The following is a 24,928-nucleotide window of genomic DNA, read 5'->3' on the forward strand; positions in this document are numbered from 1 at the left end:
GGCCTCAGGTGAGCCGGGAAGTCTGGTCGGCCCGTGGCGTGACGCTGCGGTGAGAGTTCCCCGTCCACCCCGGAAGGATGCGCCCGCGCATGACGCCACACCCCGACGACGCCCCTCGACCCGTCACCGCCGACGACGCCCTGTGGGAGTCCGGCCCGGTCTACAGCGCGAGCAACCGGCCGCTGGCCCGCCTGGTCGCGCGCCCCGTACGCGAGTTCCTGCGGGTGGAGGCCGCCGGCTCGCTGCTGCTCCTGCTGGCGGCGGCGGCCGCCCTGGTCTGGGCCAACAGCCCCTGGGCGGAGTCGTACGACGCTCTCTGGCACACCCACCTCACCCTCGACGTCGGGCCGCTGCACCTCGACGAGTCGCTGCAGCACTGGGTCAACGACGCGCTGATGGTCATCTTCTTCTTCGTCGTCGGGCTGGAGATCAAGTACGAGCTGGTCAACGGTGACCTGCGCGACCCCAAGACGGCTGCGCTGCCGATCGTCGCCGCGATCGGCGGGATGCTCGTGCCGGCGGGGATCTACCTGGCGTTCAATCCACCGGGTAGCGACGGCGGCGGCGGATGGGGCATCCCGATGGCGACCGACATCGCCTTCGCGGTCGGCGTGCTGGGGGTCCTGGGTCGCCGGATCCCCTCGGCCGCGCGGCTGTTCCTGCTGACGCTGGCGATCGTCGACGACATCGGCGCCATCGTCGTGATCGCGGTGTTCTACACCAGCGACCTCTCGCTCGGCTGGCTGGCGATCGCCCTCGGGTTGCTGGCCGTGATGGCCGCCGCTCGGGCGCTGCGCGTGTGGACGATCGTCGTCTACGTCGTCCTCGGGCTGGGGGTGTGGTTCGCGCTGCTGGAGTCGGGGGTGCACGCGACGCTCGCCGGCGTCGCGATCGGGCTGCTCGCCCCGGCCCGGCCGCTGCTCAACGAGGAGGTGGCACGCCGGTACGCCACTCGGGCGCTGCACGACCGCCACCTCGACGCCGACGAGCTGGCGAGGCTCCGGTTCCTGCTCAAGGAGTCGGTCTCGGTCGTCGAACGCCTGCAGGCCACCTTGCACCCGGTGTCCGCGTACGTCGTCCTGCCGGTCTTCGCGCTCGCGAACGCGGGCGTGGAGCTCGGCGCGATCGGTGAGGTCTTCACCGAGCCGGTCGGCCTCGGCATCGTGCTCGGGCTGGTGCTCGGCAAGCCGGTCGGCATCGTGCTGGCGTCCTGGTTCGCCGTACGCCTCGGGCTGGGCCGCCTGCCCGAGGACACGACGTGGCCGATGGTGCTGGGTCTCGGCGCGGTCGGCGGGATCGGCTTCACCGTGTCGATCTTCATCGCCGGGTTGTCCTTCCCCGGCGCGGACCTGCTGACCGACGAGGCGAAGATCGCCATCCTCCTCGCCTCCCTGATCGCCGCGGCCGTCGGAGTCGTCCTGCTGCTGCTCGCGACCCGCGGCTCCCGCACGGGCGGTCGGGACGGGGAGCCCGCGTCGACCGTGGGTATCTAGGGACGATGTGGTGGGCCGGGGGCCCGATCTGCGTCCAAATCGTCCCTAGATACCGACCTCGGGTGGAGACACCGACCTCGGGTGGGGGCGCGCGTCGAGCCGCGGTGGACGGCGACCGCCCGCCGGTCAGTCCTCCGCCGGCGCCGCGCCTTCCTTCGACTTGATCAGGTCCATCACCGTCGAGTCGGCGAGGGTCGTCACGTCGCCCACCTCGCGGTGCTCGGCGACGTCCTTGAGCAGGCGTCGCATGATCTTGCCGGAGCGCGTCTTGGGCAGCTCCGGGACGACCATGACCTGGCGCGGCTTGGCGATCGCGCCGATCTCCTTCTGCACGTGCTTGCGCAGCTCCTCGACGATGTCGGGGCCTCCGTCGCCGGCCGACTCGCGCAGGATCACGAAGGCGCACACGGCCTGGCCGGTGGTCGCGTCGGCCGCCCCGACCACGGCCGCCTCGGCGACCTTGGGGTGCGAGACCAGCGCCGACTCGATCTCGGTGGTGGACAGGCGGTGGCCGGACACGTTCATCACGTCGTCGACGCGGCCGAGCAGCCAGATGTCGCCGTCGTCGTCGAGCTTGGCGCCGTCACCGGCGAAGTACAGGCCGGGCCAGCGCGACCAGTAGGTGTCCTTGAACCGCTGGTCGTCGCCCCACAGCGTGCGGAGCATGGCCGGCCACGGCTCCTTCAGCACGAGGTAGCCGCCGTTGCCGTTGCCCACCGGCCGCGCCTCGTCGTCGACCACGTCGGCGGAGATGCCGGGCAGCGCCTTCATCGCCGATCCCGGCTTGCCGGCGGTCACCCCGGGCAGCGGGCTGATCATGATCTGTCCGGTCTCGGTCTGCCACCAGGTGTCCACGATCGGGCAGCGGTTGCCCCCGATGACCTCGCGGTACCAGACGTACGCCTCCGGGTTGATCGGCTCGCCCACCGAGCCGAGCAGCCGCAGCGACGACATGTCGTAGCCGTCGGGGATGTCGCGGCCCTGCTTCATGAACGTCCGGATCGCGGTGGGCGCGGTGTAGAGGATGGTGACCTTGTAGTCCTGCACGATCTGCCACCAGCGGCCCTTCTCGGGCGTGCCCTCGTACATCACCTGGGTCGCGCCGTTGGCCAGCGGTCCGTAGACCATGTAGGAGTGGCCGGTCACCCACCCGACGTCGGCGGTGCACCAGTAGACGTCGGTGTCGGGCTTGAGGTCGAAGACCGACCAGTGCGTGTACGACGTGCCGGTGAGGTAGCCGCCGGTGGTGTGCAGGATGCCCTTGGGCTTGCCGGTCGTGCCGGAGGTGTACATGACGTAGAGCGGGTGCTCGGAGTCGTGCATCTCGGCCTCGTGCTCGGTCGACGCGCCGTCCACGACGTCGTGCCACCACACGTCGCGACTCTCGTGCCACGCCACGTCCTGGCCCGTACGGCGTACGACCAGCACGTTGCGCACGAGGTCGCCGGTCTTCTCGACGGCCTCGTCGACCGCCGGCTTGAGGGCGCTCGCGGCGCCGCGGCGGTAGCCGCCGTCGGAGGTGATGACGACGTGCGCCTCGCAGTCGGTGATGCGCGAGGCGAGCGCGTCGGCGGAGAAGCCGCCGAACACCACCGTGTGGGGAGCGCCGAGGCGGGCGCAGGCGAGCATCGCGACGACGACCTCGGGGATCATCGGCATGTAGATCGCGACGCGGTCGCCCTTGCGCACGCCGAGCTCGGTGAGCGCGTTGGCGGCCCTGCTGACCTCGTCCTTGAGCTGGGCGTAGGTGATGTCGCGGGTGTCTCCGTCGGGCTCGCCCACCCAGTGCAGCGCGACCTTGTCGCCGTTGCCGGCGTCGACGTGGCGGTCCACGCAGTTGACCGCGGCGTTGAGGGTGCCGCCGACGAACCACTTGGCGAACGGCGGGTTCGACCAGTCGAGGACCTGGTCCCACGTCCGGCCCCACTGCAACCGCTCGGCGGCCTCGGCCCAGAAGGCCTCGCGGTCGGCATCGGCGCGGGCGTAGGCCTCCGCCGTGACGTTGGCGTTCGCCGCCAGCTCGGCCGGGGGCTCGAAGCGGCGCTCCTCGCGGGACAGGTTCGACAGGGTCTGCTCGGACAAGGCTCTCTCCTCCTGCGGGGCACGTGCGGGTGTCAGGGGGTGGCCCCCTCGCCGAACCTACTCCGGCTCGGCGAGGGGGTCACGGGGCTGTGCTGGCTCGGCGTACGCCGTCAGTGCTGGACGGCCTGCTCGGCACCCGCGCCGGTGAGCGCGCGGACCTCGAGCTCGGTGAAGCGGTCCTCGGCGGTCGGCTCGCGGGAGGTGATGGTCCCGAGGTAGCCCAGCAGGAACCCGATCGGGATCGAGACGATGCCGGGGTTGTTGAGCGGGAAGACCGACCAGTCGGCGTCGGGGAACAGCGACGTCGGCAGCCCCGACATCACCGGCGACAGGAGCACCAGGCCGACGGCGCTGATGAGGCCGCCGTAGATGCTCCACGTCGCGCCGCGGGTGTTGAACCGCCGCCAGAACATGTTGTAGATGATCGCGGGCAGGTTGGCCGACGCGGCGACCGCGAAGGCCAGCGCCACCAGGAAGGCGATGTTGAGCCGCTGCGCCGGGATCGACAGCGCGATGGCGACCGCGCCGATGACGAAGGCGGCGATCCGGGCGACCCGGACCTCGTCCTTCTCGGTGATCGTCCCCTCCTTCTTGATGACGCCCTTGTAGAGGTCGTGCGCCACCGACGAGGAGCTGGCCAGGGTCAGGCCGGCGACCACGGCGAGGATCGTCGCGAACGCCACCGCGGCGATGAGGGCGAGCAGGATCGCACCGCCCGTCGAGCCGTCGCCGCCACCGACGGCCTCGGCGAGGAGCGGCGAGGCGAGGTTCTGGTTGCCGCCCTCGAGCGGGTCCACCTGGCTGCGGTCGAGCAGGGCCGCGGCGCCGAAGCCGAGCACCAGCGTCATCAGGTAGAACGCGCCGATCAGGCCGATGGCCCACAGCACCGACTTGCGCGCGTCCTGCGCGGTCGGGACGGTGTAGAAACGGATCAGGATGTGCGGCAGGCCGGCGGTGCCCAGCACGAGCGCCAGGCCGAGGGACAGGAAGTCGATCTGCGAGGTCAGCGTGGCGCCGTACTGCAGGCCGGGCTGGAGGAACGCCTCGCCCTTGCCGGAGTTGTCGGCCGCGGCGCCGAGGAGCCGGGAGAGGTTGAAGTCGAACTCGGCGAGCACGAGCACCACGATGAGCGCGGAGCCGAGCATGAGCAGGACGGCCTTGACGATCTGGACGTAGGTCGTGCCCTTCATGCCGCCGACGACGACGTAGAAGATCATCAGCGCGCCGACGCCGATGATGGTGATGTTCTTGACCGCCTGGCTGTCCACGCCGAGCAGCAGCGCGACCAGCGAGCCGGCGCCCACCATCTGGGCGAGCAGGTAGAAGATCGAGACGACGACGGTCGAGATCGACGCGGCGGTGCGCACCGGGCGCTGCTGCATCCGGAACGCCAGCTGGTCGGCCATGGTGTAGCGACCGGCGTTGCGCAGCATCTCGGCGACCAGCAGCAGCGCGACGAGCCACGCGACGAGGAAGCCGATGGAGTACAGGAAGCCGTCGTAGCCGTAGACGGCGATGGCGCCGGAGATCCCGAGGAACGACGCCGCCGACATGTAGTCGCCGCCGATGGCGAGGCCGTTCTGGAAGCCGGAGAAGGAGCGGCCGCCGGAGTAGAAGTCGGCGGCGGTCTTGGTCTGTCGGCTCGCCCAGAAGGTGATGCCGATGGTGAGCGCGACGACCGTGAGGAACAGGATCGTGGTGAGGACCTGGGTGTCCATCAGGCGCCGCCTCCGTTGCGGTAGTCGTTGTCGAGCTGGCGGGCCAGCGGGTCGAGCTTGCTCTGCGAGAAGCGGGCGTAGAGGTAGGCCAGCCCGAACGTGGTCACGAACTGGAGCAGGCCGAAGACCAGCGCCACGTTGATGTGGCCGACCACCTGGGTGGACATGAAGTCGCCGGCCCAGTTGGAGAGGATGACGTACAGCAGGTACCAGACCAGGAACGCGATGGTCGCCGGGAACACGAAGCTGCGATAGCGCCTGCGCAGCTCGGTGAACTCGGGTGTCGCGTGCAACCGGTCGTAGATGGGATCGTGGCGCGGGGCCTCGTCGTGCTCTGTCACGGATCGCGTCCTTCCGGGCGTGCGTGCGTCACCGGGTGTGACTGCGGTCACCGTGACACCGGTCACAGTCGCGTCGGCAGGGGGCGGTCCGGGTCGGTCGGCCGGTGGGCGCCGATCGTCGCCCAGCGGTCGGTGTCGTACGACGAGCGGTCGTCGCTTCGGGCGCCTGAGAAGGTGGGGCCATGACCTCCACCGTCGTCGTCACCGGAGCCAACGGACTCGTGGGCAGGGCCGTCGTGCGCGCGCTGAGCGATCGCGGCGCGACGGTGCGCGCCGTCGTACGTCGCGAGGGCGCGGCACCCGACCTGCCCGGGGTGGAGCCGTGGGTCGGCGACTTCGCGGACCCCACCTCCGCCGAGTCGGCGGTGCACGGGGCGGACGCCCTCGTCACGACGGTTCACCCGATGGGCGAGGACCCGGAGACCCAGCGGACGGTCGGGGTCGAGGGCACCCTGGTGATCGCCGAGGCCGCCCGGGACGCAGGCGCTCGGTGGCACGTGCACGTGTCCACCGCGGGGGTCTACGACCGGAGCCCCGGCGTGGGGGACGTCGCCGAGGACGGGGAGCTCGTGGGGGAGGACGGCGGGGACTATCCCGTCGTCAAGCGCGACGTCGACGCGGCTCTGGCAGCGGTGGGCGGCACCACCCGGGTGCTCGTGCGCCCGCCGGCGATCCTGGGTGCCGGCGAGTCCTCGGTGTGGAACTCGCTGCGCCCCGAGCGCATCCGCGCCGACGAGGCGCAGCGCCACGCCGTGCCGGACGCGAGCTTCGCGTGGGTGCACGTCGACGACCTCGCCACGCTGATCGCCGACATCGCGACCGGCGCCGTCGCGACCAGCGACGATCCCGAGCAGGGCCCGGTCGCGGGCGGCTGCACGCCGGTCAACGCGGCGGGCGCACCGGCCACGCAGCGCGACTACGTCGGCACCGTGACCGATGCGTTGGGGCTGCAGCCGGTCTGGGACGACGAGCCGGCGTGGACCGGGCGGATCCTCGCCGACCGGGCGCGGCGCTGGGGGTGGGCGCCGCAGGTGACGCTCGACGACGCCCTGGCCGAGCTGCGCGCCGGCCTCGGGTCCTAGGCCGGCGCGGCCTCGAGGCGTCCCGGACCATGGCCGGCCCTGCTCGCGCGCTCACCCTCGACGACCTCGGGGCCTGGCTGGTCAAGGCCCGCGGCAGCGAGGCGTCGACGTCCGCGCACGTGTCCGCGGGCTTCGCCGAGGTCGGGTCGTGGTGCGTGCGGCCGAGCTACCGCACGGCGCTCGTGCGGGCGGGACAGCCGGTTCTGCTCTGGGTCAGCGGGACGGAGCGGGAGATGCCCGCGGGCCTCTACGCGCGCGGCGTGACGACCGGACCGGCCGCGTCGGACGTGGTCCCCATGGCACTGGAGCCCCTCGAGCACCCCGTGCTGCGCTCCGAGCTCGTCGCCCACCCCGGCCTCGCCGCGATGGAGGTGCTGCGGATGCCGGCGGGCAGCAACCCGTCGTACGTCACCCGCGCGCAGCTGCGGCTGCTGGGCGAGCTGAGCCCCGAGCTGGCGGCGTGGGCCGCACGGGGGTCCGGGCGCCGGACGCGCGACCGCCCCGGCTCTGCGTGAGAGCCGGGGCGGTGCGGTTCTAGCTGGTCGACCTGCGCGTGCCGGGCAGCGCGGTCGTCGCGACCCGCGCCATGGTGGACGTCAGCATCGCGACCACCTGCCCGAGCGAGCGCAGGTCGATCGGGATCAACGGCCCGAGCGACCGCGCGTGGTGGCGTCGTCGTCGTAGAAGTCGCGGCTGCCGGACTTGGCGAGGCCGCGGCTGACCATGTAGCCGATGGTCAGCAGGGTGACGTAGAACCACGCCTCCTGGGTGCCGAAGTCGCTGGTGTCGGTGACCGCCGCGGCGATCAGCACGGCGAGGGCGACCACGACGTAGGCAATCAGCTCGGTCGTCTTGTAGGACGACTTGGTCTCGGTGCTGACCCGGCGAGCGGCCGTGTGGGTGTGGTTGGTGTCGGACTGCGTGGTGGACATGGTGCCTCCTGGTGGCTCTCGATAGCGTGCCCGTGTCTTGAGCCGCGCGCACCCGGCTCGGGTGCGTCGGCCCGGGGGTACCCGGGGCACCGGTGCACATGCGTTCACGGGGCGGGGGAATCGCGCCGCTCCACCCCTGAGAGGCATCGCCACGCGTGGCCGGCCTGGCCCGCTCCACCCCTGGGAGGGATGGACAGACCTTCGCGGGCGTGACCTGTCAGAAGTCGCCGCCGCCGCGCAGCCGCCGCGGTCGCCCGTCGGGGTCGTAGAGGGTGCGGTACGCCGTGCGCGCCCAGGCGCGGGTCCTGCGCGGGAGCTCGGTCGGCACGTGCAGCCGGATCCGGCTGCCGGGGGCCCCGAGGCGTGAGAGCCACAGCGACATCGGGTCGTCGAGGTCGCTGAGCCGCTCGTCCTCGACCGGGAGCCCGAGGTGCTCGGCCCACAGCGAGGTGCGCAGGTCGCGCGGCAGCTCCCCGGCGGGATCCACGACGGCGCACGTGAGCTCGGAGTCGTGCGTCCACGAGCGGAGGTTGAGGTTGTCCGAGCCGATCGTCAGCCACTCGTCGTCCACGACGCACACCTTCGCGTGCACGTAGACAGGGGTGCCGGCGTCGTTGTGCAGGTCGAACAGCGCGAACCGGTCTCCGCCGGCCTCGTGCAGGAGGTCCCAGGCGAGCCGCTGCCCGTAGATCATCGGCGGCCCGCCGACGCGGCTGTCCTCCTCCGGGAAGCGGGGCACGACCCCGATGACCTGCAGACCCGGCTCGCGACGCAGGGCGTCTGCCAGGGTGGTCGCGACGACATCGGACCAGAAGTACTGGTCCTCGACGTAGACCAGCCGTCGCGCTCGGCGGAAGGCCCGCGAGTAGCCGCGGGCGATCGACCGCTCTCCCTCGGGGGCGAAGGGGTACGCCGGACGCTTGCGCGGGTAGGTGCGCAGCAGCTGCACCTGGTGCCGCCCGGCCTCAGGCGGTGGGTCCCAGCGCGGCGGGAGGTCCTCGGTGTGCCGGGGCATGCGGGCGATCCGGTGCGCCAGGGCCCGGTAGGGGTTGCGGTGGTCGAGGGGCGTGTCGTCGTCCCACCGCTCGGTGAAGGTGTCCAGCACGTGTGCGACCGCCGGACCGCGGATCTCGGCCATGACGTCGTGCCAGGGCGGGGCGTCGCCGTACCTCTCGTCGAGCGGTGGCGCTTGGGGGTCGCCGGCGTGGGAGGCGTCGTCGCGACGCCCGTGGCACAGGTCGATGCCGCCGACGAAGGCAACGTCCTGCTCGGGGTGGTCACGGCGGCGTACGACGAACAGCTTCTGGTGGTGCGAGCCCCCACGTCGCACCCGTTCGTCGAGGAGGGCCTGGCCGCCGCACTCGTTGAGGATCCGGCCGAGGTGGCCGTTCTCCTCGCCGTTGAGCCGACCCGGGTGCGAGCGCCACATCAACGCCCGCACCTCGACGCCGCGACCGGCTGCCGCCCGCAGCAGCTCGGCGACCGTGGGTCCGTCGTCGGTCATCCGCTCGTCCGCGTCGCCGCGCCAGTCGGTGAAGTAGATCCGGTCGCCGCGCTCGGCTGCACCGACCACCTGCAGCAGGCGCGAGAAGTACTCCGCTCCGTGCACCCGCGGTACGACGAGGTTGCCCGAGGTCCACGGACGCTCGGAGGCGGGCAGGAACCAGTCGTTCACCCGCTCAGGCTCGCAGCCGGGCGCATCGGCGTCGACGTCCGGTCGCCCCACGGAGCCGTCAGGAGCAGGAGCCGGCGACGTTGGTGATCGTGATGTCGTCACCTGTCACCGTCGTCCCCGAGGCGACCACCGTGTGCACGAAGGACAGCGTCACGTTGCCAGTGGTGTTGCTCACCCACGTGACGCTGCGGGTCCCCGACGTCTGGTTGGTGGACGTGTCGATGGTGCTGCCGGTGATGGTGACGCCGTTGACCTGCAGCACGGACGTCATCGGGCGCGGGTTGACGACGTAGGCGTTCCAGCTGTAGGTGAACCGGTAGGTGCGGCCCTGGGTGACGCAGATGCTGCGCGTGGCGGAGACCGTCCTGGTCCCCAAGGTCGGCGGGTCGGCGACGGTGACGAAGCCACCGTTCTGGAACTGGTCGGTGCCGCCGCCGGACGTGCCACCCGTGGCGGAGATCGTCCAGCCGTTGCCGGACTGGCCCGCGGCCGGGAAGCCCGGCACCCAGAACTCGGGGCAGTTGCACGGCGACGCTGCGAAGGCCGGGGCGGTGGCGGCCACCGAGACGACCGGGACCGACCACGCGATGCCGCGGGTCAGGGTGCGCCGGGTTGGTCGCGGGTCCATCGTTCACTCCTGGGTGTCGTGAGCGTCCCCTCCCACTCGGTTCTCCCACACCCGGGCCCGCGGACGCAAACCTCGGTCGCCCGGCGGGGTGGGGCGCCCGCCCCCGTTCACCGATCAGTGCAGCTAGCCGCGCTCGAGGTCGACCGCCTCTGGGGTGTGCAGCCGCACCATGAAGCGGCCCGCGTGCGCCGGGACGCTCGCGGGGCTCAGGCGGGAGACGACGACCATCGTGAGGAACGCCGCCGGGACCGACCAGGCGGCGGGCTGGCCGAGCAGCGCCGCGGTCCATCCCGGGGACGACGACGTGGCCAGGGTCCACGCGACGGCCGCCCCGGAGCCCACGCCGCCGACCAGCAGTCCGGCGACCGCGCCGGCGGGGGTGAGCCGGCGCCACCAGATCCCCAGCATCAGCAGCGGCGCGAAGGTCGAGGCGGTGACCGCGAAGGCCAGGCCCACAGTCCGCGCGACCGCCACGTCCTGGGCCGGCAGGGACATCAGCAGGGGTACGACGACCGCGAGCGCGGCCGCCACCCGGAATGCGGCGACGCCGCCGAGACGGTGGTGCCCCCAGCGCCGGCCGGTCACGTCCTGGGACAGCACGCCGGCCACGGCGATGGTGAGGCCCGAGCTCGTGGACAGGAACGCCGCGAACGCGCCCGCGGTGACCAGGCCGGTCAGCACCGCGCCGACCACGCCTCCGACCATGAGGGAGGGCAGCTCGAGCACGAGCACGTCCGAGCGTCCGTCGGCGAGCGCAGGGGCGTAGATGCGGCCGAGCGCGCCGTACAGGGGCGGCAGGACGTAGAAGATGCCCAGCAGCCCCAGCACCGCGAGCGTCGTACGCCGCGCGGCCCGGCCGTCGGGGTTGGTGTAGAAGCGCACCACCACGTGGGGGAGCCCCATCGTGCCGAGGAACGTGGCCACGATCAGGGAGTACGTCGTGTAGAGCCCGATGCCGCCGCCGGGCGAGGCCAGCGGGATCGACCACGACTGCGGCGAGGACCCCGACGGGTTCGCCGCCCCGTCGCCCGCCCACACGGCCAGCAGGACGAAGGCCGGGACGAGCAGGGCGGTGAGCTTGAGCCAGTACTGGAAGGCCTGCACGAAGGTGATCGACCGCATCCCGCCGGGGCTCACCGACGCGAGCACCACCAGCGCCACGACGAGGGAGCCGGCCCACGGCGGCGCGCCGATCGTGGCGCGCAGGGTGACGCCCGCTCCCTGGAACTGCGGCAGCAGGTAGAGCCAGCCGATGCCGACGACCAGCACCGAGCAGAGCTTGCGCACGCCGCGCGAGCCCAGCCGTGCCTCCGCGAAGTCCGGCAGCGTGTACGCCCCCGAGCGGCGCAGCGGCGCAGCGACGAGGACCAGCAGGACGAGGTACCCGGCCGTCCAGCCGACCGGGTACCAGAGCATCTGCGCGCCGAAGGTCAGCAGCAGCCCCGCGACGCCGAGGAACGAGGCGGCCGAGAGGTACTCCCCGCCGATGGCGCTGGCGTTGAGTCGGGGCCGGACGGTGCGCGAGGCGACGAAGAAGTCGCTCGTCGTGCGGGAGATCCGTAGGCCCCACGTGCCGATGGCGAGGGTGGCGAGCGAGACCAGCACCACCGCGACGATGCCCGGCACCACGTCGGTGGTCATCCGCGGTCCTCGGGCAGGACGGTCCCGACGAGGTCGGCGAAGTCGCGCTCGTGCGCCTCGGCGCGGCGGACGTAGAACCAGCCGAGCAGCACCAGCCACGGATAGGTCAGGACCCCGAGCAGCACCCAGGCGAGGGGCACCGGCCCGAGGTGCACGTCGCCGAGCCCGGGGAACAGGTGGAACAGCACCGGCAGCAGGCCGACCGTGAGCGCCAGTGCGGTGAGCACGCGCATCGCCAGCATCAGCTGCTCGCGCAGCAGTGAGCGCATGAACACCTCGCCCAGCGCGGTCTGCGCGTCGATCTCCCGGGTGCCGGCGGACCGGACGACGTCCGCGCGCCGCCGCGGCGGCCCGGTCACCCGGATGCGGGGCGGCGGCTGCTCGGTCACGGCTCGCGCCGGGTCAGCACCGAGCGCAGCTCGCGGGTGTGCCGCCGGCTCACCGGCAGCTCGGTGCCGCCGACGACGACGCTGACCCGCCCGCCCTCGCTGCGTACCTCCTCGACGTGGGGCAGCGCGACCAGGGCGGAGCGGTGGATGCGCACGAATCCGGCCGGCGCCCACTGCTCGGCCAGCGAGCTGAGCGGGGTGCGGACCAGGTGCGAGCCCTCGGCGGTGTGCAGCCGCGCGTAGTCGCCCTGCGCCTCCACGTGCGTGATCTCGGAGCGGTTGACGAACCGGGTGACGCCGCCGCGCTCGACCGGGATCTGCACGTCGCCCGACGGCACCGGCCCGCCGGCCTCGACCACGCGGCGTACGGCCTCGGCGAGGCGCTCCTCGCGCACCGGCTTGAGCACGTAGTCGACCGCGCGCAGCTCGAAGGCGGCCACCGCGTGCTCCTCGTGGGCGGTCACGAAGACCACCGGCGGCGGCGACCGGAATCGCGAGAGGACCTGCGCCAGGTCGAGGCCGGTCAGGCCGGGCATCTGGATGTCGAGGAAGACCGCGTCGACTTCCTCGGCCTGCAGCACCCGCAGCGCCTCGGTCGCGGAGTCGCTGCCCACCACCTCGCCGATGCGCGGGTCCCGGCCGAGCAGGAAGGTGAGCTCGTCGAGCGCCGGGCGCTCGTCGTCGATGACGAGCACTCTCAGCTGGACCAGCGAGGGGGTGGTCATACCTGCACTCCGGGGGCGAACTTCGGCACCCGGACGACGACCTTGGTGCCGGCCCCGGGTGCGGTCTCGACCACCAGACCGTAGTCGTCGCCGTAGGCGTTGCGCAGCCGCGCGTCGACGTTGCCGAGACCGACGGAGTCCATCGACGCGTCGCCGGCCAGTGCCCGGCGTACGCGCTCGGGGTCCTCCCCGGTGCCGTCGTCCTCCACCTCGATGACGCACTCCTGATCGTGGTCGCGCGCGGTGATGGACAGCCGTCCGGCCCCGTCCGCCTTGTCGGCGCTGGCCTCGAGGCCGTGGCGCACCGCGTTCTCGACGAGAGGCTGGATGCACAGGAAGGGGACCGCCACCGGCAGCACCTCCGGCGCCACCTGCAGCGTCACCTGGAGCCGGTCGCCGAAGCGCGCCTGCTCGAGCAGGAGGTAGCGCTCGACCGAGCGCAGCTCCTCGGCGAGCGTCGTGTACTCCCCGTGGCGGCGGAAGGAGTAGCGGGTGAAGTCGGCGAACTCGAGCAGCAGCTCACGGGCGCGGTCGGGGTCCGTGCGCACGAAGCTGGCGATCGCGCCCAGGGAGTTGTAGATGAAGTGGGGGCTGATCTGGGCGCGCAGCGCGCGCACCTCGGCTTCCATCAGTCGCGTCCGCGAGGCGTCGAGCTCGGCGAGCTCGAGCTGGCCGCTCACCCACGAGGCGACCTCGTCGGCGGCCCGGACCAGGCCTCCGGTGGTGTGCGGCGCGCCCACGACGAGCGCGCCGACGAGGGTGTCCTCGGCGACGAGCGGGCTGACGATCGCCTGGCGCACCTGGCACCCGCCGTCGTCGCAGACCAGCGTCCGCTCGTCGACGATCATCGTGCGCCCGGTCTCCGCGACCTGGCGGATCGTCGGTGGCAGCTGGCTGCGGTGGTGCCCGCCGAGGCCGTCCCACGCCAGGAGGCCGCTGGTGTCCCCGAGCCCCGCGGCCGGCGTGCCGAGCAGCGCCCGCAGGTGGCGCACCGAACGCTCGGCGCTCGCCGAGGTGAGCCCCTCGCGCAGGGCGGGGCTCGCGAGGGAGGCGTTGTGCAGGGCGCGGAACGCGGCGCGGTCCGCCTCGCCGCCCAGCGACGTACGCCGCCACCGCCACCTCGCCACGCCGCGACCCTAGCCGCGGCTCGGGGTCAGCGCTCGCAGCGCCGCTCGCGCTCGGCGGCGCAGCGGTCGCGCCCGGTCGAGCCGTCGGCGCGGTCGCGACCGCCGCCGCCGAGGAGCACGTCGGCGCCTGCGCGCCCGAGCAGGGTGTCCGTGCCGCCTCCGCCCCGGACGTCGTCGCGACCCTCGCCGCCGTCCATCGTGTCGTCGCCCGCGCCACCACGTACGACGTCGGCGCCGCCGCGGCCGGCGATCCGGTCGTTCCCGCCGCCACCGGTCAGCCGGTCGTCGCCCCCGGCACCACGGAGGTCGTCGCGTCCCCCGCCGCCACTGATCGCGACGTCGCCGGCGCAGTCGAACTCGTAGGACTCGAAGACCGAGTCGTAGGCCCACCGCAGCGAGTCGTCGCCCGCGCCGCCCCGCAGGGTCGCGTCGCACCCGCTCCACGTGAGCCGGTTGTCGACGCCGTCGCCGACCATCGCGACGGTGGGGGCCATCAGCCAGACGTTCTCGAGGCCGGTCGCGGGCACCGCGGCTCGCGACACGGTGAGGCGGTCGTCGGGCAGGTCGACGGCGAGCCGGCCGACCCGGCTCGCGGCGACGAGGCTGTCGTCCCCGGCGCCGGTGTCGAACCGGCTGCCGGCGGCGAACCTGGTCGGCGCGACCCGCACGGCGTCGTCGCCGTCGCCCGTGGCCACCCGGAGGACGGGCGTGCCGCCCTGGGGGCTGATGTCGAGGAGGTCGGCACCGTTGGTGCCCCGATAGTCGACGGTGCCGGTGCCCACGCGCAGGCTGGCGGACTCGAACGAGGTGAACGTCGCCGTGCCCGCCGAGGTCGTGAGGGTGCCGAGCGTCATGTCGACGGAGAGGTCCCCGTCACCGGCGTCGAGGCGCAGGAAGTCCCGCTCGCCGCCGCCGTCGACCACGGCGTCGGAGCCCAGGGCGGCTCCGCGCAGGTAGACGGTGTCGACGCCCGCGCCGAGCCGTACGACGTCACTGTTGGTCGTGCCCGGCGTGCCGGTGAAGACGGCGTCGTCGCCGGCCCCGGTGTCGATCGTGTCGCGCTCGGTGTCCACGCCGGGCTCGCCCCGCTGGCCGGCGTACACCGTGTCACCGATGCCGCCACCGATCAGCGTGTCCGCGCCGGTCCCCAGCTCGGTCGAGACGTAGTGCGCCTGGGGTGTCGCCGTCGTGTCGACCACGTCGTCACCGCTGCCCGCGCTGACCACGAGCACGTTGGAGTTCGTCTGCGTCACGGCGACGCAGATCAGGTCGTCCCCGCCCAGCGCGTCCACCACGCCCGCCCGCGCGGTGACGATCACGTCGCGTCCCTCCGTGCCGGTGACGCTCGCGCCGGTCCCGACGATTGTGGCCGTCTCCCCCCGGCAGGTCTCCGCGGCAGCCGAGGCGCTCGGCGCGAGGCCGGACGCGAGGAGGGACAGCCCCAGCGCGCCCGTCGCAGTGGCAGCGGTCAGTGTCGTCGTACGGCGCACGGGGTCCTCCAGAGTCAGCGGAAGTCGATGAGCAGCATGTCGGTGTCGGTGCCGTCGCTCACGACCGGTCCCTCCTGTGACGGCTCGTCGTCGCCGGAAGTTGTCGGCTCGTCGCGATCCACCACGACGGCGCGGTAGCAGCGGGTGACGTACGGGATCAGCATCCCGTCCATGCCGCGGCCGTAGTCGTCGTAGAAGGCGAGCAGCCGGTCGAGGTGGTCCTCGCGCTCGACGTCGTCCATGGTCGCGAAGCTCGAGCGCGATCGGGCCAAATCGAGGACCGACTCGCGGTTGACCTCCTGCCAGTGCTTGAAGGTCGTCTCCTCCATCGCGCCGAACAGCTCGCTCGCGGCCAGGTGCTGTGCGGAGGAGGTGTTGCTCTCCTGCCGGCCGAGGATGTCGCCCAACCGGCGCACCCACGGGACCCGCTCGTCGCGGCTGTTCCACACCAGCGCGAGGTGGCCGCCGGGCTTCAGCACGCGCGCGATCTCCGCAAGCGCGGCGTCGTGGTCGAACCAGTGGAACGCCTGCGCGACGACCACCACGTCCACCGAGCGGTCGTTGGCGGGGATGTCCTCCGCGGTCGCGACCTTGGCACTGACCTCGGGCACGCGCTCGCGCAGCACCTCGAGCATCGCCTCGTCGGGCTCGGTCGCGAACACGGCGTGACCCTGGTCGACCAGCTCGCGGGTCAGCTTGCCGGTGCCGGCCGCCAGCTCGAGGACGACCTTGGCCTCGCCGCTCGCCAGCCACGCGACCGCCTCGGCGGGGTACGACGGCCGGCCCCGCTCGTAGGCCTCGGCGACGGAGCCGAACGACCGTGCCGGGTCGACGGAGGCGGGGGTCTCGGTGGGTTCGTCGCTCATCCCCGTCAGGCTACAAGCGCGCGCACCGCCCGCGGCTCAGCGACGTACCTCGCACCGCCGGAGCCGCTCGCCCTGGCAGGTGTCGCGCCCCTCGAGCCCGTCGACCGTGTCGCGGCCTGGACCGCCGACCAGCCGGTCGCGTCCCCGTGAGCCGCTGAGCCGGTCGTTGCCGCTTCCGCCGGAGAACCGGGCGCGCGCGGCACGACACCGCAGTCCCTCGTCCATCACCTCGTCGAAGGTGGACAGCGTGTCCCGGCCGCCGCGACCGTCGACTGCGGAGCGGCAGGCGTAGGTGCGGAGCCGGTTGGGGCCGGCCGTCCCGACGAGCTCCACGTCCTCGGCCATCACCGAGGAGTCCTCGAAGCCGCGGGCCCGGACCGTCGACTCGGCCGCTCGCCGCCCGGTCGACAGGCGCCCGCGGGCGAGGTCGAGGTCGACGTCCGCCTCGTCGGGCAGGACGAGCTCGAGCGTGTCGCGCCCCGCGCCGCCGACGTACGACGTGCCCTTCCCGACGGTGCGTCGCTCAGTGGCGTACACGCTCACCCGGTCGCGGCCGCCGCCCAGGGCGAGCCGGTGCTGGGCGGCGGCGAAGCCCTCCAGGCTGACCGACTCGGCACGGTCGCTGCCCCGGAACGTGAAGGACCGTGGGCCGGCGGGAGCGAAGACCGAGAAGTCGCGGAAGCCCGTGAAGCGCAGGGACCGGTTGTCGACGGCCATCGTCCCCGTGACGTTGTCGACGGTGACCCACTCGGTGGCGGCGGGACGCAGCGCGAGCCCGCTCGCGCTGCCGCCGTCGAGCACCGACTCCGATCCCGGCAGGCCGGCCCACAGGAGCGTGCCGCGCCCCATGCGGACCTCGTCGTCGTTGGTCGCACCGGCTTGGCCCGACACCACCCGGTCCGGCTCGTGGACCGACGCCGTCGGCGGTCCGGCCGAGATCACGTCGCGGTCGGTGTCCACGTGCTGTCGGGTCGTGGGGTCCTCCGTGCCGCCCCACACGAAGTCGCGCTCCGCAGACCCCTCGAAGCGGTCGGCGCCCGCACCGAGCTGCGCCGAGGCGCCGGAGCCGCTCAGCTGCGTCGCGTCGACGACGTCGTCGCCTTCGCCCGCATAGACGGTGCCGCCCGAGATCATGGCGTTCCTGCCGGTGACGCACACGAGGTCGTCGCCGCCGAGCGCGGTGGTCCGGTAGGCGCCGTTGGTCACGATCACGTCGCGCCCGTCCGTGCCCGTCAGCTCGCGCGTCTGGGGCGTGCCCACGAGGGTGGCAGCCTCGCCGCGGCAGGTCTCGATGGCGGCGACGGCCGGGACCGCCGTCTGCGTGAGGGTGGCGGCCAGGGCGGCGCTGGCCAGGGTCGCGACGATGGTGCGCACGTGTTTCCTCCGAAGCTCGTCTGGGGTTACGACGGTGGGACGCACGCGGGTCCGAGGCGGTTGTCGCGCGCGACGCTACCCCCGGGGCTGCTCCCGTGAGGGCGCCCCACCCGGCGCGGGCCGAGGGCCACTACCGTCGTCTCCATGACCGATCCGCTGGCCTGGCTCACCGACCTCGAGGGGGTCCGTTCGGCCTACGCCGGCACGCGCGACGGCATCGACGTGATGCTGCGCGACCGCGGGCTGCGGCGTACGTCGCCGGAGATGACGGCGGAGTCCCTGCTGCGCGGCGCCCAGGCGAGCGCCGTGCTGGAGGGGTCGACCGCCACGCTCGACCAGGTGCGCGCGGGCGAGACCGACGAGATCGCGGCCGACGCGGTGCGCCTCTCCGCCTCCATGCTCGCGCTCGCCCCGCTGCTCAAGACCGCGCCGCTGCAGGCGATCGCGCGCCTGCACGCCGTCGTCGGCGCCTCCTCGCTCGGACCCGACCAGCTCGGGCGCCCGCGCGACGCCGCGTCGGCCGACCGGCTGCGCGGGGTGGCCGAGCTGCTGCTCTCCGGCACCGAGGCGCCGGCGCTCCTGGTCGCCGCCGTGGTCCACGCCGACGTGGCGACCGCGGCGCCGTTCGCCTCGCACAACGGCATCGTCGCCCGAGCCCTGGAGCGGCTGGTGCTGGTCTCGCGCGGCGTCGACGCCAAGTCGCTGGTCGTTCCCGAGGCCGGGCACCTGGCGCAGCGAGCGGCGTACGAGTCCAACCTCCGCGCCTACCGCGACGGCGGGCCGAGCGGCGTGCACGCGTGGGCGCTCTACGGGGCGGAGGCCTTCTCCGCCGGCGCCGAGGCGTCGCCGCTGCGGGGCTGAGTCTCGTCGCGACCGGGACCCCGCGGGCGCCGGGTGCTCCGGGCGTGCGAGCGGCACCCGTTCGCGTGGACCGGGTGCCGCCGCTGACACGTGATTCCGTGGTTACCAAGCGTGCTGTTCGGTACCGCTGCCTCGGGCTGATCCCGACGACAAGCACCCCATCAGATGGGAGATCGCCGCGTGGGTACCAGGATCACGTGCTGCCTGTGGAGTTGATGCTTCCGTTGTAGCCCTGTCCGGGCGCGCGTTCAAGCCTTGACTTTGGTCGCCGATGGTGGGTGGCCGGGGCGCGCGGTCACCGGCGGCGTCGGTGTGCCCAGAGGACGCCGCTGGCCGCCACCGCTCCACCGACCGCGAGCGCGGCGAGCGTCGGTCCTGCCGGGGGCACCGGGATGCGACGGCGCAGCGCGACGGGACGCACGAAGCTGAGGACCGGCCACTCGCGGGCCGTCGCGATGCGGCGCAGCTCCCGGTCGGGGTTGACCGCGAAGGGGTGACCGACCACGTCGAGCATGTGGACGTCGGTGACCGAGTCGCTGTAGGCGTAGCACTCGTCGAGGTCGTAGCCGACCGTCGCCGCGAGGTGCTCGATCGCCCGGGCCTTCTCCTCGGCGTAGGCGTAGTAGTCGATGTTGCCGGTGTACTTTCCGTCCTCGATCTCCAGCCGGGTGGCGATCACCCGGTCGGCGCCCAGCATCCGGCCGATCGGCTCGACGACCTCGGCGCCGGATGCGGAGACGATGACGATGTCACGACCGGCCAGGCGGTGCTCCTCGATGAGGCTGACGGCCTCGTCGTAGACGAGGGGCTCGACGATGTTGTCGAGGGTCTCGTGCACGATGTCGCGCACGGTCGCGACGTCCCAGCCGGCGCACAGCTGCGACATGAACTGTCGCATCTTCTCCATCTGGTCGTGGTCGGCGCCGCCGGTGAAGAAGACGAACTGGGCGTACGCCGAGCGCAGCATCGCCCGCCGGGAGATGAGTCCGCCCGCCTGGAACTCGCGGCTGAACGCCAGGGTGCTCGACTTGGCGATGATCGTCTTGTCGAGGTCGAAGAAGGCCGCGGTCGGGCGGGTCATGTGTTCATCGTAGGGGCCGCAGCGCAGCGCAGCCCGGGCCGCGCGACGTCCACAGCCGTGCCGGTGCAGGGTGTTCTCCACAGGGCGTGGCCGCGTGGCTGTCGGGCGTCGGTGCCGGCGCCGAGGCTCGTCCCATGTCCGTCCTCCTCCTCACCCGCTCCCCCTCCGTCCACGACCTCGTCGTCCCGCTCTGTGCTGCTGCGGGCGTGAGCGTCCAAGTGTGCGCCCAGCCGGCGCTTGCGCTGGCCGCGTGGAGCGAGTCCGACCTGGTGCTCGTCGGGTCCGACCTCGCCGCCGACGTCGCCGGCCTGGCGCCGCTGCGCAGACCCGGCGTCCACGTCGTCGGCGAGATGCCGGGCGAGGGCGCCTTCCGTGCCGCGGTCGAGCTGGGCGCAGCCTCGGTCCTCGACCTTCCCGAAGGCTCCGAGGCGCTGGCCGACGCGCTGGCCGACGTGGGCGAGCGCGCGTCGCCGGGTCGCACGGTCGGGGTCGTCGGTGGCAGCGGGGGAGCGGGTGCCACCACGCTCGCCTGCGCGCTCGCTCAGTGGCACGCCGCGCACGCTGCGACGTTGCTGGTCGACGCCGATCCGCTCGGACCGGGCCTCGACCGGCTGCTCGGCATGGAGGACGTGCCGGGCGTGCGCTGGGAGGGGCTCGCCGAGACCGCGGGACGCCTCGGCGCGCGGGCCCTGCGCGAGGGCGTGCCGGGCCGAGGCGGGCTGGGCGTGCTCACCTGGTCGGGGCTGCGTCGGCGCCTGGACGTGCCGACGGCGCGCCGGATCCTGGCGGCGGCGGTGCGAGGCCACGACCTCGTCGTGATCGACCTCGCGCGGCAGGGCGCGTCCTCGCTCGGGGAGCTGGTCGATCGATGCGACGACCTGCTGGTGGTGACGCCGGCGACCGTGCCCGGGCTCGCCGCCACGGCGCGCCTGGTCGCCGAGCTCGGCCGCGAGGGGCGCGCCGGGCTGGTGGTGCGACCCGGCGCACTGAGCGACGCCGACGCCGAGCGGGTCACCGGGCTCCCGGTGGTCGCGGCGGTCGGCGACCAGCGCGGGCTCGCCGTCTCGGTCGACCGCGGTCTGGGTCCGCTGGCCGGACGCGGTCCGCTGGCGCGGGCCGCGCGGGAGCTGCTGGCGGAGGCGGCATGACCGCCACGCCCGCGGCGCCCGTGGCGGCCGCGGTGCTCGACGACGTACGTCGCCGGCTGGCCGGCGCAGCCGGCGAGCTCACCCCGCACCGGGTCGCCGAGGCGCTGCGAGCCTCCGGCTCGCCCGTGGGCGACGCGACGGTGCTGGCGGTCCACGAGCTCCTGCGGCGCGACGTCCTGGGGGCCGGTCCGTTGGAGGAGCTGCTGCGGCTGCCCGACGTGACCGATGTGTTGGTCAACGGCCCGGGCGACGTGTGGATCGACCGCGGCCGCGGGCTGGAGCGCGCCGACGTGTCCTTCCCCGACGACGCGGCCGTCCGCCGGCTGGCGCAGCGGCTCGCCGCCTCCGCCGGGCGCCGCCTCGACGACGCGACGCCGCACGCCGACGTACGACTCCCCGACGGGACGCGCTTCCACGCCGTCCTGGCGCCGGTGGCCAGGTCGGGGACGGTGCTGTCCCTGCGCGTGCCACGCGGTCGGGTGTGGACGTTGCCGGAGCTGGTGAGTGCGGGTGCGCTGCCGCCCGACGGCGCCTTCCTCCTCGAGGAGCTCGTCGACTCGCGCTGCGCCTTCCTGGTGACCGGGGGCACCGGCACGGGCAAGACCTCGGTGCTCTCGGCGCTGCTCTCGCTCGTCGATCCGGGTGAGCGGATCGTCCTGGTGGAGGACGCCAGCGAGCTGCGACCCGACCACCCTCACGTGGTGGCGCTCGAGGGACGGCCGCCCAACATCGAGGGAGCCGGCGAGATCTCCCTGCAGACGCTGGTGCGCCAGGCGCTGCGGATGCGACCCGACCGGCTCGTCGTGGGGGAGGTGCGCGGCGCGGAGGTCGTGGACCTTCTCGCCGCCCTCAACACCGGGCACGCCGGTGGCTGCGGCACCCTCCACGCCAACTCGGCGGGCGACGTCCCGGCTCGGATCGAGGCCCTCGCCCTGGCCGCGGGACTGCCGCGCGAGGCCGTACACAGCCAGCTGGCGGCGGCGCTCGACGTCGTCGTCCACCTCGGGCGGGGTCGGGACGGGCGCCGTCGCATCCTCGAGCTCGGGGTGCCCGACCGGGACGGATCCGGTTTGGTTGTCCTGCGCACGGCAGCCACCTTCGAGCCCGACCGCGTGGTCAGGGGGCCGGCTGCCGCGTCTCTCGCCCGTCGTCTGGGGTCCGCGACGTGCTGAGCACCTGGGTCGCCGCCGCGCTGGTCGCGGCCGCTGTCGCGGCGTGGGTGCCACCCGTTCGGCCGCCCGCCCTGTCGCGGTCCCGAGCCGCGCCGGGGCGGGTGGTCCTGCCCTCGCTCGGCCGGCGCCGGGAGGTGGCCGCCGACCGCGCCGCCGTGCTCGAGGTGTGCGACCTGCTCGGCGCCGAGCTCGCGGCCGGCCGGCCTCCCACGACGGCGCTGGAGGCCGCGAGCGAGAGGTGGCCGCCGCTGGGGTCGGTGGTGGAGGCCGCGCGCCTGGGTGCCGACGTGCCGGAGGCGCTGCGTCGGCTGGCCGAGCAGCGACGCGGGGCGAGCGACCTGCACTGGGTCGCCGGCGCCTGGCAGGTCGCCCAGGACACCGGCCACGGTCTCGCTGCGGCCCTCGAGCGCACCTCCGGCGGCCTGCGTGCCCGTCGACGCACCCGCCGCCTGGTCGACTCCGAGCTCGCCTCGGCCCGCGCGACGGCACGGCTCGTGGCCTGCCTGCCGTTCGCGGTGCTGCTCATGGGCGCGGGCGCCGGCTCCGATCCGTGGGCGTTCCTTCTGACGACGCCGATCGGCTGGGGCTGCCTGTCGGTGGGGGTGACCCTCGTCGTGCTCGGTCTTTGGTGGATCGAGCGCCTGGCGGACAGGGCCGGGGCGCCGTGACGTTGCTCAGCGCGGCCTGCGTCGCCGTGGCGGTGCTGGCGTGGTGGCCGCCGCCGCCCCGCCTCCCGCGAGTACGCGGTGCGTCGGGGCCGAGGATGCGGCCGTTGGCCGTGGCAGGGGTCGCGCTGGGTGCCTGGCTGCTCGTGGACGGCTGGCTCGGGGTGCCCGCCGCGCTCGTGTCGGGCGGCGTCGCGTGGCGGGTGCTGGCTCGGGCGGAGGCGCCGTCGTCGCGGCGCGACCGGGAGGCGGTCGAGCGGGCCCTGCCGCACCTCATCGAGCTGTTCGCCTCCACGTTGCGTGCCGGCGCCGAACCGGTCGCCGGACTCGCCCGGGTGTGCGCGGCGCTGCCCGGACCCGCCGCCGACCGGCTCGCCGTGGTGGTGGACCGCGCCCGCTGGGGCGCGACCGGTGCGGAGGCGTGGGGAGCCGTCGCGGACGACGTCGCACTCGCGTCGCTGGCGCGGGCGATGGTGCGGTCGCAGGTCTCGGGCGCGTCCGTCGTCCAGACCGTCGAGCGCCTGGCAGAAGAGCTCGAGCGTGAGTCGCTCGCTCGTGCCGAGGACGCGGCGCGGAAGGTCGGGGTGGCGGCCGCCGTCCCGCTCGGCGTGTGCCTGCTGCCGGCCTTCCTGCTGCTCGGCGTGGTGCCGACGGTCGCGTCGCTGTTCGCGACGGTGACGCCATGACGGCCCCGCTGCCGTGCACAGGCCGGCTCCGAAGGCGGCGTTCCACAGGCGTCCGGACGGGCAGGTGCGGGTGCCGCGCGCGGCTCGCAAGGTGGATCGCGACGGGCCTCACGGGGAGGCCCGCGACGACAGGGGATGCGATGAGGATGGATCGACGCGACGAGTCCGGGATCACCACGGCGGAGTACGCCGTGGGCACCGCGGCAGGGGCCGGGTTCGCCGGCCTTCTCTACACGCTGCTCACCGGCAGCTTCGGCGACCAGCTGCTCGAGCGGCTGTTCAGGCACGTCATGGGCCTGCTGGGCATCGGCTGATGCCGACGCGGGCTCGGAGCGACCAGGGCGCCGCCACGGCCGAGCTCGCGCTGGGCATCCCGCTGCTCGTCGCGCTGACCGCCGGCTTGGTCTGGATGCTGGCGGTCGGCGCGGCGCAGGTACGGGTGATCGACGCCTCCCGCGAGGCGGCCCGCGCCGTGGCGCGCGGTGACGACCCGGCCGCTGCCCAGGCGGTGGCGGTGCGGATCGCGCCGGACGGCGCGCGGGTGCGACTCGAGGTCGGAGAGGGCCGGGTCGTGGTCACGACCAGTGCCCGCGTGTCCGGGCCGGGCGGCCTGCTGGGCGCCCTGCCGGGCGTGACCGTCACCGCGGACGCGGTCGCAGTGGTCGAGAAGTCGTGAGCAGGGCACCGCGCCGCGACCACGGGGCCGCGACAGTGCTCGTGGTGGCCATGGCCGGCGTGCTGATGTTCGTGATGGTCGGGCTGTCCGCTGCCGGCGGCCTCGTCACCGCGCAGCGACGGGCGCAGTCCGCGGCCGACCTCGTCGCGCTGGCCGCCGCCTCGTCGCTCGACGACGCGTGCGGCGAGGCCGCCCGCATTGCGGCGGCCAACGGCGCCGAGCTCGACGAGTGCCACGTCGACGGCGACGTCGTCACGGTCGTGACGTCCGTCGCCGGACCGGCCGTGCCGTGGCGGGCCGTCCGGGTGAGCGCCGAGGCGCGGGCCGGTCCCGCCTGAAACCGATCGACCGGACGCGAACGCTCATCGTGGAGGATCCGTGTCGCGTGGTGGCTCGGATGTTCCACGATCCTGCAGGGATCCCCGGCTAGCTGTGATGTCCGGGCAGGTTGTCCCGCCGTGCGGCGGTGAGTCGGTCTGACAGGTGAAGGCCTCCGGTTGTGGAGTGGAGCTGTCTAGTTCACCGCTCCCAACCTGGAGGCCTTCGTGTCCCACGCTAACGCTGTCTTGACTCCACGCACCCGTTCGCGGCTCGCTCGGATCGTCGACGACGGCTTCACCTACGCCTCGGCGGCCAAGATGTTCATGGTCTCGCCGCGCACCGCGAAGAAGTGGGCCGATCGGTACCGCCACAAAGGGCCGGCGGGGATGGCGGATCGCAGCTCACGGCCCAAGACGAGCCCGACCAGGACCCGTCCCGAGGTGGTGCGGCAGATCGTGAGGCTGCGGTGGCGCCACCGCCTGGGCCCGGTCCAGATCGGCGGGCGGCTCGACCTGCAGCCGTCGACGGTGCATGCGGTGCTGGTCCGCTGCGGCATCAACCGGCTCTCCCACATCGACCGCGTCACGGGCGGGCCGTAACGGCAGAAACGCTCATCGTGGAGGATCCGTGTCGCGTGGTGGCTCGGATCTTCCACGATCTTGCAGGGATCCCCGGCTAGCTGTACTGATCGGGCACGTTGGTCGAGATCGTGTGACGACACGATCTGAATGAGCTTGGAAGGCGAAGACCTCCGG

General features: G+C 73.6%; 25 protein-coding genes and 1 pseudogene. 12 read left to right on the forward strand and 14 right to left on the reverse strand.

Features of this window, described 5'->3' with window-relative positions; genetic code table 11:
• Positions 1–89 precede the first annotated feature (89 nt).
• Positions 90–1,493, forward strand: coding sequence for a Na+/H+ antiporter NhaA (nhaA, locus tag J3P41_RS15360; protein ID WP_210651219.1), 1,404 nt, complete (start codon positions 90–92; stop codon positions 1,491–1,493).
• Positions 1,494–1,619: 126 nt separating this feature from the next.
• On the opposite strand, the gene acs is transcribed toward nhaA, so the two are convergent.
• The 3 genes from acs to J3P41_RS15375 form a co-directional block, all read right to left on the reverse strand.
• The gene (gene acs, locus J3P41_RS15365; RefSeq protein ID WP_210651220.1) at positions 1,620–3,575 is read right to left on the reverse strand and encodes an acetate--CoA ligase; all 1,956 of its coding nucleotides are present in this window, start codon (positions 3,573–3,575) and stop codon (positions 1,620–1,622) included.
• Between the two features lie 110 nt (positions 3,576–3,685).
• Positions 3,686–5,293, reverse strand: a complete 1,608-nt coding sequence (locus J3P41_RS15370) for a cation acetate symporter (RefSeq protein WP_210651221.1) — start codon at positions 5,291–5,293, stop codon at positions 3,686–3,688.
• Positions 5,293–5,634, reverse strand: a complete 342-nt coding sequence (locus J3P41_RS15375) for a DUF485 domain-containing protein (protein WP_210651222.1) — start codon at positions 5,632–5,634, stop codon at positions 5,293–5,295. The genes J3P41_RS15370 and J3P41_RS15375 overlap by 1 nt, the downstream gene beginning before the upstream one ends.
• Positions 5,635–5,816: 182 nt before the next feature.
• Here J3P41_RS15375 and J3P41_RS15380 point away from each other — a divergent pair, with 182 nt between their 5' ends.
• Positions 5,817–6,716 (forward strand): NAD(P)-dependent oxidoreductase, encoded by a 900-nt coding sequence (locus J3P41_RS15380; RefSeq protein ID WP_210651223.1) that lies wholly within the window; start codon positions 5,817–5,819, stop codon positions 6,714–6,716.
• A 29-nt stretch (positions 6,717–6,745) separates the two neighbouring features.
• Positions 6,746–7,231: a hypothetical protein gene (locus J3P41_RS15385; protein WP_210651224.1), complete on the forward strand. Its 486-nt coding sequence runs from the start codon at positions 6,746–6,748 to the stop codon at positions 7,229–7,231.
• Positions 7,232–7,357: 126 nt separating this feature from the next.
• On the opposite strand, the gene J3P41_RS15390 is transcribed toward J3P41_RS15385, so the two are convergent.
• From J3P41_RS15390 to J3P41_RS19355, 10 genes are all read right to left on the reverse strand, one after another.
• Positions 7,358–7,648: a hypothetical protein gene (locus J3P41_RS15390; RefSeq protein ID WP_210651225.1), complete on the reverse strand. Its 291-nt coding sequence runs from the start codon at positions 7,646–7,648 to the stop codon at positions 7,358–7,360.
• 217 nt (positions 7,649–7,865) lie between these two features.
• Positions 7,866–9,323: a phospholipase D family protein gene (locus J3P41_RS15395; protein WP_210651226.1), complete on the reverse strand. Its 1,458-nt coding sequence runs from the start codon at positions 9,321–9,323 to the stop codon at positions 7,866–7,868.
• A gap of 58 nt (positions 9,324–9,381) precedes the next feature.
• Positions 9,382–9,951 carry a hypothetical protein gene (locus J3P41_RS15400; protein WP_210651227.1) on the reverse strand — a complete coding sequence of 190 codons (570 nt, stop codon included), beginning with the start codon at positions 9,949–9,951 and terminating at the stop codon, positions 9,382–9,384.
• A gap of 123 nt (positions 9,952–10,074) precedes the next feature.
• Entirely contained in the window at positions 10,075–11,592 is a 1,518-nt protein-coding gene (locus tag J3P41_RS15405; RefSeq protein ID WP_210651228.1) for a cation acetate symporter, read from the reverse strand.
• A complete protein-coding gene (locus J3P41_RS15410) occupies positions 11,589–11,981 on the reverse strand; it encodes a hypothetical protein (protein ID WP_210651229.1) in 393 nt (130 codons plus the stop codon). The genes J3P41_RS15405 and J3P41_RS15410 overlap by 4 nt, the downstream gene beginning before the upstream one ends.
• Entirely contained in the window at positions 11,978–12,706 is a 729-nt protein-coding gene (locus tag J3P41_RS15415) for a LytTR family DNA-binding domain-containing protein (protein ID WP_210651230.1), read from the reverse strand. The genes J3P41_RS15410 and J3P41_RS15415 overlap by 4 nt, the downstream gene beginning before the upstream one ends.
• Positions 12,703–13,833: a sensor histidine kinase gene (locus J3P41_RS15420; RefSeq protein ID WP_210651231.1), complete on the reverse strand. Its 1,131-nt coding sequence runs from the start codon at positions 13,831–13,833 to the stop codon at positions 12,703–12,705. Before J3P41_RS15420 ends, J3P41_RS15415 begins: the two co-directional genes overlap by 4 nt.
• A gap of 26 nt (positions 13,834–13,859) precedes the next feature.
• Entirely contained in the window at positions 13,860–15,323 is a 1,464-nt protein-coding gene (locus tag J3P41_RS19350) for a hypothetical protein (protein WP_210651232.1), read from the reverse strand.
• Between the two features lie 14 nt (positions 15,324–15,337).
• Positions 15,338–16,189, reverse strand: coding sequence for a class I SAM-dependent methyltransferase (locus J3P41_RS15430; protein WP_210651233.1), 852 nt, complete (start codon positions 16,187–16,189; stop codon positions 15,338–15,340).
• A 36-nt stretch (positions 16,190–16,225) separates the two neighbouring features.
• Complete coding sequence (locus J3P41_RS19355; protein ID WP_210651234.1) at positions 16,226–17,563, reverse strand: hypothetical protein; 1,338 nt, start codon at positions 17,561–17,563, stop codon at positions 16,226–16,228.
• Positions 17,564–17,707: 144 nt separating this feature from the next.
• On the opposite strand from J3P41_RS19355, the gene J3P41_RS15440 reads away from it, so the two are divergent.
• The gene (locus J3P41_RS15440; protein ID WP_210651235.1) at positions 17,708–18,424 is read left to right on the forward strand and encodes an oxidoreductase; all 717 of its coding nucleotides are present in this window, start codon (positions 17,708–17,710) and stop codon (positions 18,422–18,424) included.
• A gap of 295 nt (positions 18,425–18,719) precedes the next feature.
• Here J3P41_RS15440 and J3P41_RS15445 read toward each other — a convergent pair whose 3' ends face one another.
• Positions 18,720–19,505, reverse strand: coding sequence for an HAD family phosphatase (locus J3P41_RS15445; RefSeq protein ID WP_210651236.1), 786 nt, complete (start codon positions 19,503–19,505; stop codon positions 18,720–18,722).
• 134 nt (positions 19,506–19,639) lie between these two features.
• Between J3P41_RS15445 and ssd the strand changes: the two genes are divergently transcribed.
• The 8 genes and pseudogenes from ssd to J3P41_RS15485 all read left to right on the forward strand — a co-directional run.
• Positions 19,640–20,653 (forward strand): septum site-determining protein Ssd, encoded by a 1,014-nt coding sequence (ssd, locus tag J3P41_RS15450; protein WP_210651237.1) that lies wholly within the window; start codon positions 19,640–19,642, stop codon positions 20,651–20,653.
• Complete coding sequence (locus J3P41_RS15455) at positions 20,650–21,825, forward strand: TadA family conjugal transfer-associated ATPase (protein ID WP_210651238.1); 1,176 nt, start codon at positions 20,650–20,652, stop codon at positions 21,823–21,825. The genes ssd and J3P41_RS15455 overlap by 4 nt, the downstream gene beginning before the upstream one ends.
• Positions 21,819–22,493: a type II secretion system F family protein gene (locus J3P41_RS15460; protein WP_210651239.1), complete on the forward strand. Its 675-nt coding sequence runs from the start codon at positions 21,819–21,821 to the stop codon at positions 22,491–22,493. The genes J3P41_RS15455 and J3P41_RS15460 overlap by 7 nt, the downstream gene beginning before the upstream one ends.
• Before the next feature lie 95 nt (positions 22,494–22,588).
• Positions 22,589–23,176 (forward strand): type II secretion system F family protein, encoded by a 588-nt coding sequence (locus J3P41_RS15465; protein WP_374192889.1) that lies wholly within the window; start codon positions 22,589–22,591, stop codon positions 23,174–23,176.
• A 146-nt stretch (positions 23,177–23,322) separates the two neighbouring features.
• Positions 23,323–23,490 (forward strand): DUF4244 domain-containing protein, encoded by a 168-nt coding sequence (locus J3P41_RS15470; protein WP_246862237.1) that lies wholly within the window; start codon positions 23,323–23,325, stop codon positions 23,488–23,490.
• On the forward strand, positions 23,490–23,852 hold the full coding sequence (locus tag J3P41_RS15475) for a TadE family protein (RefSeq protein ID WP_210651242.1): 363 nt from the start codon (positions 23,490–23,492) through the stop codon (positions 23,850–23,852). Before J3P41_RS15470 ends, J3P41_RS15475 begins: the two co-directional genes overlap by 1 nt.
• Positions 23,849–24,190: an Rv3654c family TadE-like protein gene (locus J3P41_RS15480; RefSeq protein WP_210651243.1), complete on the forward strand. Its 342-nt coding sequence runs from the start codon at positions 23,849–23,851 to the stop codon at positions 24,188–24,190. The genes J3P41_RS15475 and J3P41_RS15480 overlap by 4 nt, the downstream gene beginning before the upstream one ends.
• Positions 24,191–24,397: 207 nt before the next feature.
• Positions 24,398–24,769, forward strand: a pseudogene (locus J3P41_RS15485) (helix-turn-helix domain-containing protein); the annotation flags it as partial.
• Positions 24,770–24,928: the final 159 nt, after the last annotated feature.

Source organism: Nocardioides sp. SYSU D00065 (assembly GCF_017916425.1).
Lineage (GTDB): Bacteria > Actinomycetota > Actinomycetes > Propionibacteriales > Nocardioidaceae > Nocardioides.